The sequence below is a fragment of the Rhizobium sp. PDO1-076 genome (assembly GCF_000247475.1).
Taxonomy (GTDB): Bacteria; Pseudomonadota; Alphaproteobacteria; order Rhizobiales; family Rhizobiaceae; genus Allorhizobium.
Genome location: NZ_AHZC01000281.1, coordinates 1 through 1325 on the forward strand (window position 1 = coordinate 1; position 1325 = coordinate 1325).

1 pseudogene is annotated in these 1325 nt (G+C 57.3%); it reads left to right on the forward strand.

The features are described 5' to 3' along the window. Positions 1 to 1106 precede the first annotated feature (1106 nt). Positions 1107 to 1325 (forward strand): annotated as a pseudogene (locus tag PDO_RS29130) (helix-turn-helix domain-containing protein); the annotation flags it as partial.

The window sequence follows — 1325 nt, forward strand, 5'->3', positions numbered from 1 at the left end:
AGACCCCAAAGCCCCCCGCGCAGGGAGGCTTGGCTCTGCAGGGGGGGATGGGTCGTCCCAGCCGTTCGCATGGAATTTCTGTTGTTGCGTTGCGCGTATCGCCCCTTCGTGGTTTCCTGATCATTGCCATGCGGTTATCCTCACGCCACTTGTCACCTTTCTGCCGAAAATCAGCTTCCTTTTTTTTGCAGGCATCGGGTTCGAGCGGGTAGTCAGCATCGAGCACGAACGTTCCGGCATTCGGCTTCCTCGTGGGTTTTTTACCTGGGGGTGTTTTCAGCGGCTCCGGAGTGTCGCCAAAGCACCTGAGCAGAGCGGAGTCGGGGCCGTCTTTTTTTACCGGAGGAAGCCAGAAGGATTCTCGCATATGGCCAGCGTTTGATTTTTTGTCGTTTAATCTGGCAATTGCCTCTTCGTAAGCTATGAACGCTTGGGGGGGGGTCCCCAGCCACGAGTGTAGTCCCACGGCTATTAAAAATGCTGTCCTTCTGGCCTACGGTAGACTTTGGCTGATTTGCATGGCCAGTCGACGCGGATGGCACGGAACCTGCTTTTGTCGGGAGGATTTTTGGCGCCATCAGTGATTTCCTACGTGGTTGGCTTGCCTGCGGCAAAGGACTGTGCAAGGATGCAAATCTTAACAATTGTTGAAGATCGAGTGGTCAACGGCTTTCGGCTGGAGACTACCGAGAGTGAATGCTGCCTGCTGTAGTGTTTATTACACTCAAAAAAATTAGGCATTGCCGAACAATGCTCAGGCGGTTCGTTTGCGCGGCCTGACGGTTTTGGCCCGGTATCGGTTTTTGCGTGTGCATCGTGGATGGCGCCCGGGATTTTGAATCCGGCACGGTATCACGGTATATAGTTCGGCCGTGTATCGGCCGGGGTCGTGGAAGAAGGCTCGTCTGGCGACTGTGCCGGCCGGTCAGGTGGCTCTCGGCCGCAGCTTTAGCCTGCCTTGGTTTCACCGGGCCCGACGTGTGGGGGGCCGGACGTGTGGGCAGGGCGGCGACAAAATCTACCAATGAACGCCGGCATATTGGCTGGCGGGGCGGAGTAAATTCCGGCCAGTGATTAGGTTGTCCTCATTTTGCGGGTGGCCGGCGCTGTTTGTCGTGGAGAGTTATGCTGCCGTTCGCCGGTGTGTTTTCGTCGAGGGTCACAGCTGCCGCGAGGCCTCTCGGGTCTTCGGTTTGAGCCGTGATACAGTTTCGAAGATCTGCCGTCTCTCGCTTCCGTCGGGCTACGCGCGCACGAAGCCGGCGAGCAAGCCGAAGCCTGGAGCGTTCGTCCCGTCTTATGAGACCTCTGTGCGCGGCCTTATA